18 protein-coding genes are annotated in these 22,024 nt (G+C 41.8%); 13 read left to right on the plus strand and 5 right to left on the minus strand.

Going from position 1 to position 22,024, the window contains the following annotated elements; genetic code table 11:
• Positions 1 to 38 precede the first annotated feature (38 nt).
• Positions 39 to 950 (minus strand): LysR family transcriptional regulator, encoded by a 912-nt coding sequence (locus I6E83_RS06020; RefSeq protein WP_197100374.1) that lies wholly within the window; start codon positions 948 to 950, stop codon positions 39 to 41.
• Between the two features lie 158 nt (positions 951 to 1,108).
• Here I6E83_RS06020 and I6E83_RS06025 point away from each other — a divergent pair, with 158 nt between their 5' ends.
• Positions 1,109 to 2,299, plus strand: coding sequence for an MFS transporter (locus tag I6E83_RS06025; RefSeq protein ID WP_197100376.1), 1,191 nt, complete (start codon positions 1,109 to 1,111; stop codon positions 2,297 to 2,299).
• Positions 2,300 to 2,339: 40 nt separating this feature from the next.
• Positions 2,340 to 3,479, plus strand: a complete 1,140-nt coding sequence (locus tag I6E83_RS06030; protein ID WP_197100377.1) for an MFS transporter — start codon at positions 2,340 to 2,342, stop codon at positions 3,477 to 3,479.
• A gap of 132 nt (positions 3,480 to 3,611) precedes the next feature.
• Here the strand turns inward: I6E83_RS06030 and I6E83_RS06035 are convergent, their stop codons facing one another.
• Positions 3,612 to 4,775, minus strand: a complete 1,164-nt coding sequence (locus I6E83_RS06035; RefSeq protein WP_197100385.1) for a TauD/TfdA family dioxygenase — start codon at positions 4,773 to 4,775, stop codon at positions 3,612 to 3,614.
• Positions 4,776 to 4,947: 172 nt separating this feature from the next.
• Positions 4,948 to 5,946: a formylglycine-generating enzyme family protein gene (locus tag I6E83_RS06040; RefSeq protein WP_197100395.1), complete on the minus strand. Its 999-nt coding sequence runs from the start codon at positions 5,944 to 5,946 to the stop codon at positions 4,948 to 4,950.
• 453 nt (positions 5,947 to 6,399) lie between these two features.
• On the opposite strand from I6E83_RS06040, the gene I6E83_RS06045 reads away from it, so the two are divergent.
• From I6E83_RS06045 to I6E83_RS06070, 6 genes are all read left to right on the plus strand, one after another.
• Positions 6,400 to 7,803, plus strand: coding sequence for a hypothetical protein (locus I6E83_RS06045; protein WP_110924379.1), 1,404 nt, complete (start codon positions 6,400 to 6,402; stop codon positions 7,801 to 7,803).
• Positions 7,804 to 7,961: 158 nt separating this feature from the next.
• On the plus strand, positions 7,962 to 9,014 hold the full coding sequence (locus tag I6E83_RS06050; RefSeq protein WP_197100397.1) for a hypothetical protein: 1,053 nt from the start codon (positions 7,962 to 7,964) through the stop codon (positions 9,012 to 9,014).
• A gap of 69 nt (positions 9,015 to 9,083) precedes the next feature.
• Entirely contained in the window at positions 9,084 to 10,238 is a 1,155-nt protein-coding gene (locus I6E83_RS06055) for a DUF6708 domain-containing protein (protein ID WP_197100399.1), read from the plus strand.
• Between the two features lie 121 nt (positions 10,239 to 10,359).
• Positions 10,360 to 11,562: a DUF6708 domain-containing protein gene (locus tag I6E83_RS06060; protein ID WP_197100401.1), complete on the plus strand. Its 1,203-nt coding sequence runs from the start codon at positions 10,360 to 10,362 to the stop codon at positions 11,560 to 11,562.
• A gap of 118 nt (positions 11,563 to 11,680) precedes the next feature.
• Positions 11,681 to 12,034, plus strand: coding sequence for a hypothetical protein (locus I6E83_RS06065; protein ID WP_197100403.1), 354 nt, complete (start codon positions 11,681 to 11,683; stop codon positions 12,032 to 12,034).
• Between the two features lie 159 nt (positions 12,035 to 12,193).
• Complete coding sequence (locus I6E83_RS06070; protein ID WP_197100405.1) at positions 12,194 to 12,403, plus strand: hypothetical protein; 210 nt, start codon at positions 12,194 to 12,196, stop codon at positions 12,401 to 12,403.
• Between the two features lie 209 nt (positions 12,404 to 12,612).
• Here the strand turns inward: I6E83_RS06070 and ppc are convergent, their stop codons facing one another.
• Both ppc and I6E83_RS06080 read right to left on the minus strand, forming a co-directional pair.
• Complete coding sequence (ppc, locus tag I6E83_RS06075; RefSeq protein ID WP_197100535.1) at positions 12,613 to 15,402, minus strand: phosphoenolpyruvate carboxylase; 2,790 nt, start codon at positions 15,400 to 15,402, stop codon at positions 12,613 to 12,615.
• A gap of 522 nt (positions 15,403 to 15,924) precedes the next feature.
• Complete coding sequence (locus I6E83_RS06080) at positions 15,925 to 16,941, minus strand: bile acid:sodium symporter family protein (RefSeq protein WP_197100407.1); 1,017 nt, start codon at positions 16,939 to 16,941, stop codon at positions 15,925 to 15,927.
• Positions 16,942 to 17,307: 366 nt separating this feature from the next.
• Between I6E83_RS06080 and I6E83_RS06085 the strand changes: the two genes are divergently transcribed.
• From I6E83_RS06085 to I6E83_RS06105, 5 genes are all read left to right on the plus strand, one after another.
• Complete coding sequence (locus I6E83_RS06085) at positions 17,308 to 17,778, plus strand: MarR family winged helix-turn-helix transcriptional regulator (protein WP_197100410.1); 471 nt, start codon at positions 17,308 to 17,310, stop codon at positions 17,776 to 17,778.
• Positions 17,779 to 17,862: 84 nt separating this feature from the next.
• Positions 17,863 to 18,396 (plus strand): hypothetical protein, encoded by a 534-nt coding sequence (locus I6E83_RS06090; protein ID WP_197100412.1) that lies wholly within the window; start codon positions 17,863 to 17,865, stop codon positions 18,394 to 18,396.
• A gap of 162 nt (positions 18,397 to 18,558) precedes the next feature.
• A complete protein-coding gene (locus tag I6E83_RS06095) occupies positions 18,559 to 19,782 on the plus strand; it encodes a YHYH protein (protein ID WP_197100414.1) in 1,224 nt (407 codons plus the stop codon).
• Between the two features lie 210 nt (positions 19,783 to 19,992).
• Positions 19,993 to 21,009 (plus strand): YHYH protein, encoded by a 1,017-nt coding sequence (locus I6E83_RS06100; RefSeq protein ID WP_197100416.1) that lies wholly within the window; start codon positions 19,993 to 19,995, stop codon positions 21,007 to 21,009.
• A complete protein-coding gene (locus I6E83_RS06105) occupies positions 20,996 to 21,838 on the plus strand; it encodes a hypothetical protein (RefSeq protein ID WP_197100417.1) in 843 nt (280 codons plus the stop codon). Before I6E83_RS06100 ends, I6E83_RS06105 begins: the two co-directional genes overlap by 14 nt.
• The last annotated feature ends 186 nt before the right edge of the window (positions 21,839 to 22,024 follow it).

The raw sequence follows: 22,024 nt of genomic DNA on the forward strand, positions 1-22,024 counted from the left end.
TTTTCTATAAACCAGACGAATGGGGCTTTTTTGTGGGTTTAATACGCCATGCTTTGCTGTATGTCATCTGTCGCGCTCAACGCAACCGCTACGAAAGCGGCAGCCGTTGCACTGTTATTGGTACGCTTGTATTGGATATGCACGGGTATGTGTGTGCTGACGTTGTTTAGCATCATAAAGTGACAGCCCTCGCTATACAGTTTGCGTACGCAATAAGGCGCAATCGCCACGCCTAAGCCTGCAGCTACCTCGGTTACCAATGTCTGCATGTGCTTGGGTTGACTGATAATATTGGGCGAAAACCCAGCTTGTTTACATAGCATGATGGTTTCATCAAATAGACCAACCGCTTCATCACGGTTAAAAATAATAAACTTATCATCTTTTAGCTGCGCCAAGTCAATAGTTTGTTGATCGGCTAAGGCATGGCTCTGGTTCACAATCGCCACCAATTTATCGATATAAATACTGTGGCTAACAAAGTCATTAGCAATAGCGCTCGGTAGCGGCCGTGAAAAACCAATATCGATGCGGTCATTATTAAACGCTTCTATCTGTTCGGTCACCGTCATCTCAAACAAGGACACATGCACGTGCGGAAATTGGGCTTTATAACTGCGTACCAATGTGGCCATAAAGGTCAGACATGCTGAGCTTAAATGCGCAATATTGAGCGTACCTACCTGTCCGTCATGTGCTCGTTTAACTTGTGTTTTCGCTTGCTCTGTTAAGCTCAAAATAACAGCAGCGTCTTTCAGTAGTTGCTCGCCAGCGGGTGTGATAGTCACCTCACGAGAAGTACGGTTAAACAGAACAACCCCCAATTCTGTCTCTAACGATGAGATATGGCGACTGATGGCAGGTTGTACGGTATACAGCTCACGCGCCGCTTCCGAAAAGCTCTGGTGCTTGGCAACGGCCATAAAGCTTTTGAGTGTTTTTATATCCATATCATCAATCCCTTTTATTAATATCTTTCATCAAAATCTTGCTCAATCTTAACTTTTTATCTATACAGTACTTGTATGGATTCAATCATATACTATCATTTTTGTTATGGCTTGATAGGCTCTATACTTGCGGCATGATTTATTAAGCCGAGATAACAATGGATAAGCCAGTACCAGTACTAAACCAATCATCAAGCCAATCATTAAGCAGATTTATTCTACTGTTAATGACCGCAGCGATTGCCGCAACCGCCGCCAACCTTTATTACAATCAGCCAATTTTACCGCTCATTGGCCATGAATTTGATTTGACCGACTCACAACTGGGCAGTATTCCGGCATTGACACAGTTTGGTTATGCCTTTGCTTTACTGTTCCTCTCACCTTTGGGCGATTCGATTGCGCGTAGACGCCTGATTGGTATTCTGTCGTGCTTATTAGTAGCGGCTTGTGTTTTTGCAGCGATATCACCCAGTTTACCCGTACTGCTGCTATCGGTGTTTTTGATTGGTGTCAGCGCCAATATTACCCAGCAGCTCATTCCTTTTGCCGCATCCATGGTGTCTCCTGAAAACAAGGGCGCAACCCTTGGTACTCTCATGATGGGATTGACCATAGGTATTCTGCTGTCTAGAACCTTAAGTGGGTTTGTAGGGGAGCAATTCGGTTGGCGCAGCGTGTTTGTGATGTCTGCAGCACTTGCCGCTATCTTTGGGATATTACTGCGAGTATTTTTGCCAACCAACACCCCACAAACCACACTGCGTTACTTTCCGCTTATCAAAAGTAGCTTGGCACTGTTTATAAAACACAAATCCCTGCAAAAATTCACCCTTGCAGGCGCATTTTGGTTTGCCTCATTCAACGTACTGTGGGCAACACTGGCGATTTATGTCAGCGATGCGCCTTTTAATTACAATGCACAGCAAGCAGGACTATTTGGTGTGATTGCGTTGGCAGGCGTGATAGGGGCTAAATCCTCTGGCAAATGGGTCAATAAATTGGGCTCTAAAACCTTAGTCATGATTGCGTTGGCACTGGCTGCCACAGGCTTCGCTATTACAGGGTTGTTTGCAGGTAATTTGGTGTCGTTGATTGTCGGTATTATCTTAATCGATTTTGCTGTATTCAGTGCGCAAGTGGCCAATCAGGTTCGCGTTTTTAGTATCGATCCGGCAGCTCAAAGCCGCATCAACGGTATTTATATGTTGGGTTACTACACAGGTGGGGCATTGGGGTCTATGGCGGGTGTCAAAGCCTTTGCCTTATACCAATGGCCAGGAGTAGTGGTGGTCAGCATCGTCTTTATCATCATCAGCGCAATATTTAATTCATTCGCCAAAAAATAAGCGATATCAGTAATAGATATCGAATCGACTAGGAACACATATGAATCAATTAAAAACGGCAGGTAGTTTTACCTTACTGTGTATTGCCAGTTTGACCATTATGGTCGGCACGTTACTGGCACCCGGCTTGGTCAGTATTTCGGCAGGCTTGGGCATTACCGACAACAGCGTGCTATTGATCACCTTGCCGTCATTGGGTGCGGTGGTATTTGCGCCACTGGCTGGCAAGTTAATCGATAAATATGGCGCGTACAAACTCTTGATAATCGGTTTGTTTTTATACGGACTTGCAGGTGCCAGTGCTTACCTTTTACATGGGCCAGCGCAGGTGTTTAGCAATCGGTTTTTATTGGGCGGTATAACATCGGTTGTCATGGCGAGCTGTACGGTACTAATCTCCACGTGGTATCAAGGCGAAGCTCGCTTAAAGATGATTGCTAAACAAGGCATGGCAGTAGAGCTGGGCGGGGTCATATTCTTATTTTTAGGTGGGTTGCTGGCCTCACAGTTCTGGGCATTACCGCTATCGATTTATTTAATGGCGTGGGTATTTTTGGCCATGCTATTACTGTTTGTACCACGGCATCATGCCGCTACAGCAGAGAATACACAGATTGCTGAAGACGATAGCAAAACCATCATTAGTGGCCTATCGCTAAAAAATGTGTATCTTATCTCAACCTTAGCGATGACCATCTTTTTCACCTCAACCGTGTTATTGCCCATCACTATGAATGAGTTGAGCTATAACGAATCACAAATCGGTCAACTATTGGCCTTTATCTCTTTGGTTGCTGTCGTTACCGCAGGCTTTATGCCAAAAATTATTAGATGGTTGAATGAACCCAAAGTTTTGGCACTGGCATTTTTAGCATTTGCATTGTCATATATTTGCTTTACGCAAACCAGCACCTTGCTATTAACATTAGGCGCACTATTGATCGGCATTGGCTTTGGTTTTAGTATTCCGCTGTTGAACCATATGACTGTCGAGCTAAGTGCTGCTAAAGTACGTGGCCGTAACTTATCTTACTTTACGATGGCAGTTTTTTCTGGGCAGTTCTTCACGTCATTTATGGAGTACATGCCGGGCGGCGCGCACAACGTGTTTATTATGTGCAGCGTGTTCAGTGTCATTATTAGCATGGTTTTATTTGTGAAAGGTCGCAAAGCTGCTTGATATAGCATTTATGCTTTCTATAAGAAAACATGAAGGGAAGCAGCTTAGAGTCATCAACAGACCTTGAACCAAGTACTGATGCTGTTGGCTACTTATATCACAATCACAGCATCCGTTAGCTTGCGGATCATTTTAAGCAAGCTGCTTTTCGAGGGTTCGTAAACGGCTTTTAAATTCTGAGCGGTCGACATAACAGCCTTTGAGACGACGCTCACCGACGTTTTCATCAAAGGCGTTACGCCCATGCAGGACTCGGCGGTTATCAAAGACCACCATTTGACCAGCTGCTAGTTTTAACTCAATTTTATAGCGATTGTCTTTTAGTCGAGCCATCAGCTCTCGATAAGCAAGGTAGTAGTCGTACATAATATCGCTCGGCAAATCAAAAACATCTGCCAGATGTGCGTTGTATTTGATTTCCACAATATTACCAAAGTTGTCTAGATTGATGACGGGGTGGTGCTCACGGATATCATGGGCGCTGTCATGAAAACGAAAGGGGATGGCATATTCGGCCAGCAAGCGAAAATACTCAGGCTGCTCTTCTCGTAACCCTTCTAACACCTTTAACCCATCTACGAAAGTAGATTCGCCACCTATACTTTCATTACTCAAAAAATGCAAAAATTGATAGCCTGGAGGCAATTCCTGATTTGGCAAGTCGGTATGCAAAGGTAATGAGAGCGAGGTATAAGCCAAATTGATTGGTGACTTTTCTGATATAACATCAAAGGTCATACCGAAGTTAGTCTGACGCAGATAATCGACTCGCATGGCGGTCTGTACGCCAGCATCAGAGTCATCTGGCATATTATCAATGATAGTAAGCCCATATTTATCCAGTGCACTCATCCACTCATATAAAGCGCTGTCACTGGTCATGATGCTCTGCTGGTCATACATGGGGATGTGGTCAATAAACGTGCCATCCCAACTTTCATAAGGACTGCTATGGTTTTTTGCCAATGCACTAGAATACCCAAACTCACGTAACCAGCTTTGTTCAAAGTGGCTGAGATGCGCTTGTTCTGACCATTCAATCGTCAGCGTTGTCTCATCAAAAGAGACGGATAATGGATGGATATCTTTTGAGATACTCAGTAAATCAAAGCTACGCTCGCCAGTTTGCGGATGAAAAGCAGATGAGCAGTTATCACGCAGCCAGATATAGTGATAGGTGCTGTCGACACCATCATTCCAGCGTATTTGAATGGCGCGGTCAATGAGTGCAATTGAGTCTATATGGTAGTCAATTGCTGCTATGTCTAGAGATGGTGTTGCTTGAGGCGTTTCCATTGGAGCAGACCCTACATATACATGAAGTAAAAATATATTTTACGGTATATTGCTAAGATCGGTTATTCAAACAATGAATTACGAATCACCTAATAGGTAATATCAATTATGGTGTTAAGTCTTTTGCTTAATTTTTATTGTTGAGAAACAAGAGTCATGATACTAAAGGTGATCAGCTTATATCCTGCGAGCTATTAGCGACGCAGCGAGCTGATGTATTATAATCATAATTGGTCTTACCTTCATTCTCTTGCTTTTCAAACTCATCAACAGGCGCTGTTGGCAAGCGTTTGATTCGCATGATAGTAATTGACCCGTTGGCTCGTACATTTTGTGCATCTCCCCAATCAGCATTGACAGAGCGTACGACTTTTTTAGTGCCTGTCTTAGGGCCTTTTGGGTTATGCTCAGGACTGTTAGCATAATAATCCTCGCTATACCAGTCAGTCATCCACTCAAGGTTTTGATTGGTCATGTCATACAGTCCTAATGTATTGGGCGGGTACAGACCGACAGTAGGTATAGCTAAACTGGTGCGATACTTACTTGAGAGTTCACTCATTTCGTCAAATGTAGCTATATTACGCCCACCGTTTATCCATCCGTTATCAGTTGGGAATAGCACATATTTACCACGATTACGCGCGGCATACTCCCACTGAGCTTCAGTCGGTAGACTCATAGGTACATCTAGCTGCTGACCAAGCCACTGACAGTAGTTTTGAGCAGTTTGCCAATTAATACCAGCTGCTGCATTAGGTTGACGTATTGCTTCCATGTAGACCTGAGTACCGACTTTCTCTTGTCCCGTTGCCATACTATAGATATCAAAATCACCATAAGTCGCTTTGTAAGCATTCATACTAAAGCCATCAAGCGTTACTTTATGAAGAGGCTTATTATTTTTACTGGTGCTAATAGGACCACCACCATTGATAGTGACTTTATGCCCAAAGTCACCCATCTCATAACTACCACCTTCGATGAAGCGCATATTAGCCTTTTGCTTAACTATAAAATCGTCTAACTGCTGTTGTTCATCTGCCGTTAGATTGCTACGAGTTTGCGGTACGCCATTACTGTCCGTTGAGGTAGTAGGCGTGTTAGCACAGGCAGAGAGGGTACATAAAGGCAAGATAAATAAAGATACGAGCAGGGGCTTTAAAGTCATAGAAGTAGGCAGTTATATGTTATAAAAAAATAAGGCGAAATATCTAATCTTAAATCATTTTCGTTTGGTCTAAGTATATTTAAGATTGGATAATAGTCGAAAAACTGATCAATATATTGCGACAAATTTCTATATATAACAAGTCTCATTTAAAACGAAACATTGAATTGACGTTGTATTTCATAAAAACTGGGCGTTGATAGCCTTGCTTTGCTATATAAATAAAACTAGAATATAGTCGATTAAATATAGCATGTATGTGAATGATGATTCCCAATAGCCAGCCTAAAGATATCCAAATAAAAAAAGCCATATATAAATCCTTACCTGCATTGGTCAAGCATAGTCGCCACTGACGGCGGACTTGTCTCATTTGCGCTGGTTGGTTTAGGTCAAATCGACTACGGTAGCAATAAATATGAATGTACCTTCGATGATGGAAAGGCTCTCTAAATGTCAAAAATTTTAAAACCGTTATTCATATGTTTTTCGATAATGTTGGTCTCTTGTTCAGTTAATTCTCCTGCTAACGATCCAAATGATAGTACTCTAGAGAATACTGACCGCACACTAGGGCAGGATAAGGCAACTATCGTTAAAAATCAGAAAGTGTCTTTTGACAGCATAATCAAATGTAATGGGAATAATTTATTCACTTTCAATGAAGGTCATTTTTATTATCCTGACTACGGTTGTATATATAGTGATAGCAACAGGTTTGGAGATATTCAGGTCTTTTTGTTTCCTAAAAATAATCTCTTTATTCCAAATAAGATGTCTGAATTTGACTCAGTTGTAGATGATGTTAATGCGTTAACGCTGAACGAAATAAAAAATAACTTTGAGATCTTTGTTAGGGTTATTGATAAAAGTGACTTAGTTTTCACTAAGGATCTCGACTCTCCCTACTATATAAAAGACAATCCAAAAAAATTGGTTTATTACTTTGATGGTACGTGGAAGCTTATTAATACAAAAGAGGATATAGACCAAGATCCTTTTAAGTTTTATGTAAATTTTGCTAAATCAAATAACAAAGGTTCAAACAAAATTAATTCTGAAGAAGTCTACAAGGCTAAGGATATAGAAGATGCTACTAAAGCAGCAACTGAAATATATCCTAAGCAGCCAATGTATGGCACGATTGAAGCGTTCACCTTTAATGGGCTGCTATCTTTGCAGGAAATCAAAAAAGACTTACCAAAAGATCAGTTTGAAATATTTACTTTCGATGTCAATGCGGATGACATAGACGACTTAGTGGTTAGTCGTATTAATGACGATAATGATTTTTTTCAGGGCAATGAACTCTATGTACTTACTCGAGACAAAAGTGGTAAATACACACTGAGCTTGAGTACGCAAAGCTATACCACTGAGACAGGTTGGTCTTTATCCAACATATTACCGCGTCGAGACCACTCGGGATTTATTATAAGTACTCAATATTCTACAGGGAGATCTGAATATACTTTTTACTATACATTTGAAAACGGTAAGTGGTATATAGCAAACGCATCAACTGAGGGTTCTATAGCAACTGGTGAAGAGTATTATTGTATTGACCACAATAAGTCTAGTATAGATAATTTTATTACCCTGATTGGTTCATATCCAACAGAAGCTGATGAGCTTGTCAGAAACTGTCCTTTGCCTCCGACCAAGTACACGGTCAAAACAGATCAAGCAGAAATTCTCAATGAAAAATTCAAGTCTAGATCCAAACCGAATTATTACATCAAAGGTGATTTAATTGAAGCTGTTGATCAAAATGAGGACTGGGTGAAAGTTGCTTATAAAGAGGGTACTAAGTTCGGTTGGATAGATAAGCGTGATTTGAGTCCGATTTCTGATTGATGAAGAGGCTCAAAAAGCTTTTGATGGTAAAAACTGGCAAATAAATATCAGATGGATAGTGGCGATCGCGGTTAACGCCAGTCTCGTTGCTTGGATAGCACTTAATAATGTTTAGTAAAAATAAGCTAATTGATAATAAAGTTTAATTGAGTTCCGATATGATATTACCCATACCTCGACAGCTTCCTATAGGTAAAATAATTGGCCGTCCTTACAAAGGTAAGATTACTGACTTCAACGAGCAAGAATACAGTGTATATAGGCTAAGTGGGCTTATACATGAAATTAACCCAGATTATTTATTATTCCACCCGTCAATAAACTCTATCCAAAATGTATCCTTGTTGGCATCTTATGGATCATTATGGCTGTTTGGCCAAATGCTTTTTATTTTTACTACTATAGCATTACATCCATCACCTAACTATATAATCGAATGGATAGATATAATACTTTTTTTTAGTATTATTTCAATTTTTGGGTTTGCACCTATTCTAACTTTAAAACAGCTTAGAACCAAAAAGTCTCGCTACTACAAAATTCTGCTACTAAAAAGTACTCAACAAATTGCCTATTATGAACATAATAAAAAGCAAGAACCTATCTTTCATTTGATTGATTATCAAAATATTATTGCCTCTGTCAGAGGTAATGAAGGTACTAAATTTGAGTCTCTTAACTTGCATATTGTTGATAAAACAACAGACGAATTGATTCATTCGATTAAATTTGATGATCATAGACTCAACCCCTACGACCAATGGGCGTTTATCCGTACCTATATGGAACGTCCAGCCGATGAGCTACCCTTAGATATCGAATACGCTCAGGAATGCCCAACAGACATGAGCAGCTCATTACTTGCCTGTGCTGACATTGTGCATGTATCCAAGGACGCCTATCACTCTAATGCCATTCATGACGTAAGTCTAATGGAGTGGTTGCGAGCATGCACGGTGAGTTATTTAGATCTAGCAGAAGGTAATATATACCAGTCCAGTGCCAATCCTGCATTACATCCTGAAGTGCAGCGTCGGCTTAAGTGGGATGGAAAAAACAACCCATATAACGTGTTGCCTGTCACCGCAGAGCGCCAAGCAGCCTTTGACAATAAAAACATAAAGGTCAAACTAAAGTGGTATTCAGGCATAGCCGTGAATGCGACATGGTTTATCGTCTCGATACTATATGTGATGTTGGTGATTGCTTAGATGAAAACAACAATAAACAAGCCATCCAAGCATATGAAAATGCTTTAATAAAGACGGCGGAGTAAAACGATGATCGACATGATAGGCCGCGGAAAAAACGGAACCTACGATACCTTAGGTAAAGCCTATAAAGTAGATAATTTACAACATGAGCTGCGCCCATATCAGAAGCTTGATTATCCACTACGTCCGCAGCGTACTGTCGTACAGTTTAATAGCACCTATATGGAGCTGGTAGACATGTGGGACTTTATCCGTGGCGAGATTGTTTGGAGTCAATTATTTATTTTGATAGTTGTATTATTTGGCATCGGTACTTTCTTTTTAATGCTAAGAATGATGTTTATTCAAGATGGTATAAGTCTATACTTTGTTGCATTTATACTTCTCACTTCAATACTTTTTGCTATTTTCTATGGATTATTAAGACGTCTTAGCAGAGAACTGTTTACCTACACCTATTTTCCCGTTCGTTTTAATCGCAAAGAGGGCAAGGTCTATGTCATGGGTGCCAATAAAAAAGTAGAAACCTATGACTGGGGTCGTCTAAAGATACAAATGCAGACCGATGCCAATGCACCTTGGGATATTCGCTGCAGCGATGTGGATGACAAGGGTATTATCCAACGCACTTTTAGTCTGCCTTTTCGTTATCTTGATGTAGATGAGGCACTATACGGTCATTTTGAATTTGTTAATCGCTATATGTCTGCCAAAGATGATAGCGAGCTCGCTGAGGTAGCCAGTAGTATCCGTCATATCTTTCCCGTCCATCAACGTAAAGAAACCTTTAAAGAAAGTGTACAGCGTTCTTTATTTGAATATCATCAAGATTTCTATGATATGGAATATCCAGAAGACACTTTAAAGTTAGACTGGACGTTTATGATTAATATTCCTTTTTGGTTTTTAAAGCTATTGGGACGTCGTTTAGCCGTATTAACGTCTACCACGCCGCATTTCCCTTTTGAAATAGAAGTCCAATGTGATGTAGATCCCAACGATAAATTTGATTTAAATAAAAACCCGCCGATACCAGCGCTCATGAAGCCTGCCACCTTGTTAGAAAAAGTGTTTTATGTCGTAATGATGGTAGTTGCAACGCTTGCTTCTTTATCGATAATCGCCATTATTATTGATATCATCGGTGCTGCGCGACCACATGGTGATTATCCTAGTTTCTTTAAAATACTGTGGGATTTGCTGTTGTTGCGATGGATTTAGACTGGATTTTTAGTTGCAACGCCTAAAGTATAAAATTCTGATGATATGGGCAAAAACATCTTCTAGCATGTCTCTGTAAAGCAGAAAACAGCGCAGCCATAGAAATTTAGGATAATGAATAATGAGTGGATATGTTGTAGATATGGAAGGGCGGTTTCGACTGACGAAGAAGCCACCATTTTTGACCCCTGGTTATCAGGCAGTTGGGCAAAAGCTCGACGATGTGAAAGGCATCCGTAAAAGAGTGCCGCTGGAAAAAGATAAAAACTATGATGTGCCGTTACAGCCACAGCAAACGGTGGTACAGTTTAATTCAACTTATCTAGAAACCACGGGTCGCAATGAAAGAAGACGTGGTGATGCGGTAGGATGGGGATTGTTTCTATTGTTTATTACTCTTTCAATTACCACTCTTTATAAATTTGTTTTAGCAGATTTAATAAATAATTTTGATGTTTTCTCTTTAGGAGTAGCAGTATTTTTCTTTATTTCTATGTTCATAACAATTATTTTTCTAATAAACATACTCTCAACCGAGTTATTTACCACATGGCATTATCCTATCCGCTTTAACCGCAAAACCCGTAAGGTTTATGTCCGTCAATATGACCGTAAAGTAGAGGTGTATAACTGGGACGAATTGACCTTTTTTATTGCCTATATTAGTGAAGACAGAGACATCAGAGCGGTTACCTTTGATAAGGATGGCGAAACCGTGACAGGTATGTTTGCACTCGCTTTTCAAAACAATGTCATAGATCAGAGTTTAATCAGTTATTTTGAGTTTATCCGTCGTTATATGGAAGGCGATGATCAGCAACTAAAAGAAGTCAAAGAAGCCATACGTTATATCTATCCCATTCATAAGAAACGTGAAACACCGCTCATGTCATTTAAGCGCTTGATACTCAATGTACTATATTACTCTCACGAAAATATAGAGTATCCTGAACGCACGTTTAGATTTTATCCAGTGACATTGGTTATTCTGCCTTTATTGGCACTGCGCTATGCAGGACGAGTAATCTCTATGCTGACCAGCTACCGTCATTGTTTTAGTCCAGATATTCAGGCGGAATGTCAGATTGATCCCAGTGACCCTTATGATTTGAACAAGCATTTACCAGCAGGCAACCTTGAGCAGCGCAATCAGCCTATGTGGAAGATAGTGGTTTACAGCTTAGGTATTACTATTGCGACTATTGCCATGATATTTGTGGGCGCCTTTATGATAGATATGATGGGCACGGCAAGACCACATGGTGACTATCCAAGTATGGTCGGCAAAATCTGGTATTTGTTTAGTTTGGGATGGTTGTCTTGATAAGTCTGATCTATGCTGTCACATCTGCAGACATTAATTGGAGAGGTTTTAGCCATTTTAAGGCCACTAAATATATTAATGTGCTAATTGAGGACACGCTATAACTAAGGAAAAATAAATGAGCAATATAAACAACGTCTGGCTGTCAGGCTTTAATATGACGACTTCTGTCAATTTTTATGATATCTATCCTGCCAATAGTAAAAAATATGGTTTTCCTAAGTATTGGAAAATATTTGAAAGTAGGGAAAAAACAGCTGATCCTAAGTTATTAGAAATAAAAAAAATGTATAAAGAAGATAGGCTGGAACTATCCAAAGCTAGCAGTGGTTTTTTTGAGACCGAGCACTTACCAGACAGCTTGTGGGTAGAGAGTAGTGACACCAAGCTACCGCCGTCGTCTGAACATATCTTTTTTGTGAGAAGTGGTGGCGTTGTGCTTACTCAAGCCTGTGCCCAGCTGCTACAGTAGTTTCGCTTAGGGGAAAGTACGCTCACGCCAGTACAAATCTACAACCTTGAGACCCAGCAGCTGTGTAGTGAGGAGACTTTTTACTTTCTTAATCTGTGTGAAAGACGAGAATACATTCAATACCCACAGGTCGATAAGGTTTTTAAGCGATTTCCAACTATGGAAGGTAGAGATAAGTACGGCACTAGTGGTGTACCTGTTAAGGATAAACAACTATTAGTTAATAAGTCAGCACTAAACTGCGAGCTAGACCTATGGCATGACCCCTTATTGATGAGTTATGTATTTGTGTCCGAAGCACTGCATGATGCCTTGGTACAAGCGAATATGGCTACTCAATGGAATATGGTGTCTTGTCAACTGGTTTAGATAAGATTACCCGCCAAACCTGCTTTGACTATGACCAGTGAGTACGATATCGAATATCTTAGTTGACATGATTATTTCTAGCGCTACTAAAAATAATCTGTTTATTTTGAAGTATATTAAAGCATAATGAAAAAAATTGAGGCTTCGCGAACGAAACCTCAATGTTTAATAACTATTTTTATCAGCGTTCTATTTATCCGAACGCTGTCTTAACCTGTATTGCGTAAACCCGCTGCTAGTGCATTAATACTACGGATTAATGGGTCTTCAACTTGCAAATTATTTAGCTCGCTGCTGGCTATATTATCTGTGCTATCTGCTTGTCTAGCACGCTTTAACAGCTCGATTTGGATATAGTTAATCGGGTCTAGATAAGCGTCGCGCCATTGCAGGGATGAAGCAAGGTTTTGCTGATTGGATAATAAAGAATCTTGCTCAAGCAGAGAGTTTAATCCTGAATTGGTCAGCGTGTGTTCATCGGTGACCGCTGTCATGATTTTTTCGCGTAACGGCTCATCATCACACAGTTGGCTATAAGCCTCTGCAATATTCATCTCTGACTTGGTAAAAGCCATCTCGATATTGCTGATAAACACGCTAAAGAACGGCCAGTGCTTATTCATCTCTTTCATTAATGCTTCGTCAGCTTTGACACTATGCAGCGCACTACCGACGCCATACCAAGCAGGTAGGGTAAATCGTGCCAATGACCAACCAAACACCCAAGGAATCGCTCGCAAGGTGGTTTTGCTTGGTAGGCCTTTTTTGCGATGGGCTGGACGTGAGCCAATGTTTAACAGAGAGATTTCTTGTACTGGCGTCACTTGCGAGTAGAATTTATAAAACCCTTCGGTATGATCGGTCAGCTCACGATAACGTTGTTCACCTGCGTCTGCTAAGCGTGCAAAAAGCGCTTCGTAATTTGGTAACTCAGTAGGTTGCACCACAAACCTTGAAGAGCAGGCTTTGAGTGTGCCCGTGATACCCATGGTCAGCTCAAACACAGCGGTGTCAGTATTGGCATACTTAGCATATAGCACTTCGCCTTGTTCAGTCACTTTAATCTGACCATGTAGCGTGCCAGCGGGCTGTGCGGCGATGGCATTATGCGTTGATCCACCACCACGGCTCACAGATCCGCCGCGACCATGAAACAAGCGTGTTTTGATGCCATATTGTTCAGCGATATGGTTGATGGTTTGCTGTGCACTATAAAGCTGCCACGCCGAGGTGATGATGCCGCCATCTTTCGATGAGTCTGAGTAACCCAACATGATCTCTTGCGTGTTATCGGTATTCTGTAGCAGTCCACGATACAGCGGATTATCTAACACGGCAGGCAAGATTTTATCGATGTTTTTAAGATCTTCGATGGTCTCAAACAACGGTGCGACAGGTAGGTCAGCAGACAATTGACCGTCAGCATCAATCGTACATAAGCCTGCAAACCGCATTAACAGCAACACTTCTAGTAGCTGACTGGCATTATTAGTCATTGAAATGACGTAACTACCAAAGGTGTCTTGACCAACCAATTTGCGTAGGGTGGCGACTGAGTTCATCAGCGCCAACTGCTCGCGTGTTTTGTCTGCTAGGTTGTCAGTATAAATGAGCGGTGTGCCCGGTTTTTCTAGCAAGCGTGTCAGCCACTCTCGACGCTCTACTTCACTGAGCGCTTGATAGTCTGGTAGGTTAGAGGCACTGGCAAAAATATCGGCAATGACTTCGCTATGATAAGACGATTCCTGACGGATATCGAGCGCTGCCAAATGAAAGCCGCAGGTTTTAACCAGACGAACGACATCGAGCAATAATCCATCTGCATGTGCTGTGTCATGAGTATTCACGCTATGACGGATAATGCGTAGGTCTTCTAATAACTCTTCTGGATTGCGGTAAGCGTCTTTTTCGGCCTCGATATCCGTGCCTTTGCTTTGAATACGGCGATTGGTGGCTTTGACTTTAGTCAGGATGATAGAGAGCAGTCGACGATAAGGCTCATTGCTGTAATCATCGAGATTGTAGTCAAATACTCGCTGATCGAGTTCGTCATAACTTTTGATTTTGGCATACACCTCAGGCTCGACCGTCACGATCGTATCACTGTGAATGAGCTGGCGGCGCAGTTTTTTGAGCAATACTTGGTAGTGACGTAACACCGTGTCCGCATGCATCAATACAGCACGTTCTGTGGTTTCAAAAGTCACAAAAGGATTGCCATCTCTGTCGCCACCGATCCAAGAGCCAAAGCTAATAAATGCAGGTAACGGATAATCTGTCAGCTCTGGGTAGATATCGATGATGGCTTTTTTAATATTGCGATACACTTTAGGAATGGCATTAAACAAACTGGCATTAAAGTAGTGCAGTCCATTATTGATTTCATCATAAACCAATGGCTTACGTGTACGCACTTCATCAGATGACCATAATAAGTCAATCGTTTGCGCAGTTTGGTCTTTTGCCTGCTCGTAAGCGAAACTGTTTTTATCCAGATTGTTTAGCGCATCGCTGTGTGTGAATAGGCTTTGCAACATGTTCATCGTCGTGCGGCGACGAGCTTCCGTAGGATGGGCGGTGAATACAGGTATGAACTTTAGCTGATCAATCAGCTCTTGCATTTGGGCAGGTTCGATATTGCGCTCACGGCACTCAAGTAGCGTACGACGGAACGAGCCTTCCCAGCTATGTTCTGACTGCATGCGTTGGGCGTGGCGTTGCTCACGTAGGTAGTTTTCTTCACTTAGATTGGCTAGGAAAAAATAGATAGAAAAGCTACGGATGACATTTTTTAAGGTTTGATTGTCTAAAGAGGCAATGAAGTCGATAAGCTGTTGCTTATTTTCTTCGTTAGGCTCACGGCGTTGTTGAATAAAACCTTTGCGTAGAGTTTCAATCGTGTGAATTGTTTTTTCGCCAGTTTGGCGAGAAATCGCATCGCCTAAAAATGATCCTAATAAGCTGATGCGCTCACGTAATACGTTATTATCTATAGTCATCATTAACCTTCTCATTAAATGGGTTGGCAATATATGAAAATCATGATTTTAATATATTGTTATTGACGGGTATTCATTGGCTGCTTTTATTATTTTGACTGTCCAAGCAATTTACCACATTAACCATAGCAAAACTAATGTGCCACTGGTATAAATTTTTCTCGCGGAATACATTTAGAACTTATCAAAGTTGTCAAACAACTCACATTCACTCTACGACAGTACTTTAAAATGAATTAACTGTCGTTTAATAAATTTGCTTTAAGATATGAAGTTGCGATCAAGGGTATTGCTATAGTCGGTTCAATATAATTTCGATACAAGGAAACCGAGTGCAAGTTATACATTAGTATGCTTAGCGAGGATGACGATGTAGCGGATTTATATGGACTTGACTATATTGAACTAGCTGGCTAGTAGCTAATAATCTAGGGCGTATCATCATTTAGATTGTGGGTCTTTATATCAGAAAGATAGATGACATACCCTAGCGTAGTGCTTTCAGTCTTACCTTTTTCAATATTAACTATTTTTGATGGGTTTACCAAGATCTACGATTTCTTCGGCATCGATAGAAGTAGGAAATTTTGCTTTCTGACGCTTATCCCACCAAGCAAAGAGGTTTGCTAATATAGAGCCGGATACAGAATGCCAGATACAAGCAACGGCAGCAGCGATGGCTGATTCTGCATTACCAGGGAAAAACTTGGTACTTAAACCCGTGGCCAAGCCTGCATTTTGCACCCCAACCTCAATAGATATGGTACGTTTTTTGGCTTTATTCATACCAAAGAATGCGCCTGAGTAGTAGCCCAATACATAGCCGATGATATTGTGTACGGCAATGGCTAAAATGACGACCAATCCCGATTGTAAGAACTGACTGCCAAATACGGCTGCAACGCCGCCGACGATCGCGGCAAAAGCCAACACCGCAACGCCTGGCATCACCGCCCGCACATCATTAAACCAGTGCTTGTTGTGAAATAAAATGTTTAACATAGAACCAATAGCGACTGGTAACAACGTCACTAGAAGCATAAAGCGGAACATGCCCCAGCCATCCATTTCTACAGATTGACCCACCAAATAATTCAACCAAAGTGGTGTTACTAAAGGCGCAATGATGGTTGAGACAGTGGTCATACCTACTGAAAATGCCACATCACCTTTAGCCAGATAGCTCATAATGTTCGAAGACACGCCGCCTGGACAAGTGCCGACTAAGACCAGACCGAGTGTCAAGCCGGGTGAGAGATCAAAAAGGCGAGCCACGCCAATTGCCAATATTGGCATCACGGTATATTGAATGATAGAACCAATAAAAATATCTAGTGGGCGCTTGGCCAATACTTTGTAATCTTCTTTGCCTAATGTCATACCCATAGCAAGCATGATGACACCCAGCACGATGACTTGGGTATCGCCTGTTACCCAAGAAAAAGTCGCAGGCTCTATAAATGTCACTGCCGCTGCCAAAATAATAACCAATGCTGTAAATCGACTCAATTGCTGACTTATCATCCCTAAAAACTGCATCTCTCACTCCTTCTAAGTCGAAAAATACTAAAGTATAAGTTTAAAACCGTTGTATTTCCAATAGGTTTGGGGTGTTTTTAGCCAACAATAAGTTGCTATTATAACAACTTTAAATATTTTCCATTTTTGATACAGAGGGAATTATTTGGTAAAAATTACGGATAGCTGACCATATCGTTACCTTTCTTTAAATTCCACAATTTTAGATGCCGTTATAATTCCTTATGATTTAGTGTATGTAATCTACATAACACTTTATTTATGAAGCATATGTATAAAATGCTATGCAGATTAACGTCATTCTTTGCAATAGTGTTATATAGTTAGTATACTAACAATTAATATGCTAACTAAATAATATCTAATATGCCTAATCAACCTTATCAGTTTCACTTTTTTTTGCATTGTGGTCATCTCATCGAAGAGCGTCTGCGTACCAAACTGACCCCTTTGGAGGTTATGCCGCGTCAAGCACGTGTGTTAGATGCGCTCGGAAGAATGGGGCAAGCATCGCAAGTGCAGTTGGCCGACGAGTTTGGATTGTCTGCCGCAAGCATGAGCACGATGACAGCACGCTTATTGACAGCAGGTTTAATCGAAAGACGTGTCGATGAGCATGAGCTGCGCAGTAACGTCCTCAAGCTCTCCAAGCACGGGAAAGGTCTATTAACACAGATTTATGAAGTATGGCACGAATTAGATCAAGAAATATATGAGGCGATAGGGTCTGAAAATGCGACGCAACTTGCCAGGATTACTCATGAGCTACGCAATGCGTTTGGTGGTTTTACACCAGGTGAGAATAGCTCGAATTCAGAAGAATTAGCTTCCGCATAATTAACTTTAAAACAGTCTTAATATTAGTGTTTTTATAAGAGATTTTTCACCTATTCAGTCTAACTAGCTATCAGGAAATTTACGATGTCGACCTCTATTCAATCACTTGTTCGATCAAAAAGTATTATCAAATACCTATCTTTACTGACGTTACTAACCACGTCTTCTTACGCCTTTGCGCTCGATGTAAATTTTGTGGATAGTAAATGGGATGGAGAAACGATACCCAAGGGGCAACAGTGCCAAAAATTTGATGGGGTCAATCCAGGTACACCCAAGCTGAGCGTATCTGATATTCCAGCAGGGTCAGACAGTGTCGTGTTGGTATACAGTGACCGCGACTCTAAAAAAATGAACAATGGCGGGCATGGCATTATGAATTACACCCTACCAAAAGGCGCAACTGCGGTTAAGTTGCCGATTGTGGCTGGACACAGTTATGAGATGCCAAAAGGGTTTGAGATAATTGCAGAACATCGCGGTGCTGGCTGGGACAAGGAAGGGGCTTATATGCCACCTTGTTCTGGTGGTAGTGGCCATGAATATTATGTCACGGTTCAAACCTATAAAGGCAATACAGTCACTGCTGAAACCGTGTTAGAGCTTGGCAAGTTTTAATCGGCAACGTGGTATTCGTTATCAAAAACACGACCATTTTTACCTGCGAATCGACTAAAAAATAGCCGCCGCCAATGTCATTAGCGCCATGGTCGAATACCAGTGACAAGATTTAATTTTTTATGATAATTTATGATAATTACTGTTCACAATAGAGGGTTTATGAAAACAAAGATACTTTACAATAGCATACTGATCAGTATGGCATTAACGCTAACCGCTTGTAGTCAACTTGCTGAGCAATATTCGGTAGAAGCTGCTAACGAGACTAGTCAAACGCTATCAGTTTCAGAAGCTGATCGCATTGCTAATGGTGGTGTTGATATGACACGCATCAGCCAAGATGCCCTTGTAAAGGCCCCTGAAACTGTAGACTGTACATTAGAAAACGGCGACGCTGCCAAGTGTGCAAAGATAGTGGTCAAGCATCAACCTGATAACTTGAAAATTGGGCCGTTTTGCCCAGAGACGCTAGATGACAAAGGTGGTGTCTGGAACTGGGATGGCGAAAAATCAGGGCTCTATCGTATCGATGAAAAGTTTTTGACCATGTTGGAGACGCAGGGTTACCAATTCTATGACGCTGACGGCAAGGTGAATATCGTCGACGTGCGTACGACCCAGCCAACGGTCAGTAATGCCTGCTTGTCTGCCTCGGCTGATGAATCGGTCGAGATGACTATTTTATTGCCATTGTCGCCTGTCAAGTCTGACGAAGAAACCAGTCTAGGGACTGTGGCCAAAGTTGGGTTGGCTCTTGATGGCGTGCCTATTTTTGCGGATGCGCCTTCAGTGCTACAAACCGGACACATGCCTGCGCTCGACACGTGCGGCGGCCATATTGATCCGGGTGGCTGGTACCACTGGCATGCCACCTCAACAGACATCAACTCAGTGTTCGAGCATGACCATGTCGATGCTAGTTGTGCCTTAGAGCAGAAGGCTGATGCCTTGTTTGCCTATGCTTTTGACGGTTATGCTATCTACGGTAGCGTGGACAGTAATGGCAAGATACCGACCGATCTGGATGCCTGCAACGGACACACCAGCGCCACTCTTGAAAATCCTAAAGGCACTTACCACTACCACGCATCGACAGAATTTCCGAACTTGCCAAGTTGCTTGAGCGGCGTAGTTGCTCAGGATAACTTCACGACCACTGCCAAACAAGGCATCGGTGCTGAAAATGGCACAGGAGCAGGAGGTCCAGGTCAGGCTGCGCCCCCAGGTTTTGATACGGCAGCGACAACACTTGGTGTTTCAGAAGCTGACTTGTTAAGCGCGATTATGAAAAATGGCGGAAGACAGCTCGACACTGCCGCTGCTGCCAAAGACCTTGGTGTGACCGAAGCGGCTTTGAAAGCTGCTTTACCCAACCAAGATTGATCTCGACAACCCTTTCAGACCTGCTAAGCTTTTGCATGCGGGTCTCATTTTATAAACCCTACAAGCTACAACAATAATTTGTGTGGCTTGTAGGTTGGTTGGAATTCTAGTCATCTCCATTTTTTATCAGACTCATTAAAACTTTCTAATTGTTAACAATTAATTTATATATGGAATTAATCAATTATTCATATAAAGAGGACACTATTCATGCAACTTTCTACTGCCAAATTTGGCTTAAGCTGCTTAGCACTGACACTCGCATCGGGCGGACTGTTCGCTTGTAGTAGCGAGGTGTCGAATACCAATGCAAGCGCCACGACCAGTGTGTCTAGCAAAAATGCAGATACCGTTATGCCTTCGGTACAACCGTCTTATTTCTTGAGTGATGGTTTGGTTGAGCCTATTAGTAAGGTGTCATGCTCGTTGTCAGATGGAAGCACTGGTGAATGCTATAAAATCGTTACCGAAAACAAGCCAAGCGATACAGGTATGGGGCCATGGTGTCCAAGCAATATTGCAGATGATGCCTCAAAAGGGGGTATTTGGTTAGAGGATGGTGAGGTTCATGATGTTGATGGTGAGTTCATCAAAAACTTATCACAGTTTTATGGTGACAGTAATTGGAATATGTACAACAAGACCACTGGTAAAATCATGAAAACCTCAACACTTGAGGAATGTGTGGCTGCGGCAGACCCTAAGGTTGGTGACGAATACCGCAACTATTGTGTTGAATGCTTGCCAGAATATGTAGAAGACCTGACCGATACTTTCTATATTCCAGTCACACCAAAAGCCTCAGCCAGTATCACTGAGTTCGGTGGTCCAGGCCCTCAGGCTAGAGGCCCATCGGTGCGCGGTATTGCCTTTAATGGCGTACGTTTTGATGCACCAGCGCCTGTCAGCAACATCTTAGGCGCTTATACGATTGCACCGTTTGACGATGCCGGTGGTCACATCAATTCTCATGAAGGTTACCATTATCATGCAGCTACTGGTGTGACGACCAAAATTGCACAAGACGACGGTCATGCGCCAATGATTGGCTATGCGCTTGATGGCTATGGTATCTATGCCAATACTGATGCAGATGGCAACGAATATACCGATCTGGATGAAGCGCGTGGACATTATGATGACGTGAGAGGGTATCATTACCATGTGGACAAAGCAGGCAATAACAACTTTATCGACGGACTGCGTGGTGTGTATGCGGAAGACTAGTTTGTCATCAACGACGTTTGCGTGCTTGGCTGCATTTGGACTGAGTATCGCGAGCGTCAATGCGACTGCCCACAATCCCAATACCTCGACTTTTATACTGTCGAAAGCTGCTGATGGTAACTACTCTGTGCGTCTAGACGGTGCATTGACTGGAGTAGAGGCGCAAATTAACGAAACGTACTCGCCCGACGCGTATAAAACGGCGGAGGAGTTTCAGCAATTAGCCAATGAGCACTTTATTAAATCATTGACCTTATCTATCAATGACCAGCCCATTAAGGTAGTAAACCCTAATGTACAGCTGGGTCACGGCACGCAGTTTTCTGCCGAGGCGCAGGGTATTGGTGATACGGTTGAATCTATTGATTTGACCAATACGTTCTTTAAAGACTTACATGGCAACCGAATGACAGTCGTATTGCTGTCTGACCAATTTCCAAAAACGCAATATACACTTAGTGATAGCAATCAACATCAGCTAAGTTTAAAGTTGGTTGATGGTCAATGGCAACAAAATAACAGCGATGCACTGCCTATGGCAGGTGATGCTCAACCGCATACTCATGATGAAAGTGGTCAAGAGGTGGTACATCATCATGACGAAGACGGCCATGATGCAGATTCCCATGACGTAGATAATCATTCGCATGAATCTGCTGATGATCTAGCACTAGATAGTGTTTTAGATGATGATAAAATAAAATTAGCAAGCACGCCGACGTTGGCTACAGCAGACAAGAGCTTGTTTGGTTCTGTCTATGTATTGGGTATTGGTGCTGTGATAGCATTGCTGATAGGTGCAAGGTGGTTTTTTAAGAAAAAACAGTAAGTGCTTATGTAGAATACGTACTGGAATTTATTGTTAAAAGGCCAGCTCAAAAGAGCTGGCCTTTTTTATGTTCTGCTCACTATTCAGACTGCTATGGTGTCAACTTCGCTAACCATACTAATAGATAGTAATCGGTTTCCTTACTCATTGCGACGTGATTCAAAAGCTTATCTTGCTAAAAATATA

This window comes from Psychrobacter sp. SZ93C1, assembly GCF_015864635.1.
In the GTDB taxonomy this organism is placed as follows: domain Bacteria; phylum Pseudomonadota; class Gammaproteobacteria; order Pseudomonadales; family Moraxellaceae; genus Psychrobacter; species Psychrobacter fozii.